1 protein-coding gene is annotated in these 561 nt (G+C 45.1%); it reads left to right on the forward strand.

What is annotated here, in order from left to right; translation table 11 throughout:
• A partial coding sequence (locus ENE75_RS26015) for a pectinesterase family protein (protein WP_233259279.1) occupies positions 1-561 on the forward strand: 561 nt, incomplete at both ends.

Here is a 561-nt window from a genome sequence, read left to right on the forward strand (position 1 = left end):
TTACGTTCGCAAACGCAGCTGGTCCGGTGGGGCAGGCAGTAGCTGTACGCATTACTGCCGATAAAGCACGTTTCTTTCATTGCCGCTTTCTTGGTTTCCAGGATACACTCTACACACATGGCAACGAAAGCCGCCAGTATTATTTTGATTGTTACATTGAAGGAACCGTTGATTTTATTTTCGGTTCATCAACAGCCTTGTTCGACAGTTGTGTGATCTATGGAAAGAAAGGCGGCTATTTTACGGCAGCATCAACTCCGCAACAAAAAACATTCGGTTATGTATTCCGCAACTGTAAGTTTACCGGCAATGCAGCTGATGGTTCGTTTTATCTCGGCCGTCCGTGGCGACCTTATGCAAAAGTGCTCATCGTAAACAGTTATCTCTCTGCTATTGTAAACAAAAAAGGCTGGGATAACTGGGGCAATGCTGCCAACGAAAGCACAACAACGTTTGCAGAATTTGGTAATACCGGCGAAGGCGCTGCAACAACGGAAAGAGTAAGCTGGAGTAAAAGCATTACTGCCGATGAAGCAAAGCAACTGAATACAATTACGATAC

The sequence above is a fragment of the Rubrivivax albus genome, assembly GCF_004016515.1.
GTDB classification, from domain to species: Bacteria; Pseudomonadota; Gammaproteobacteria; order Burkholderiales; family Burkholderiaceae_C; genus Rubrivivax; species Rubrivivax albus.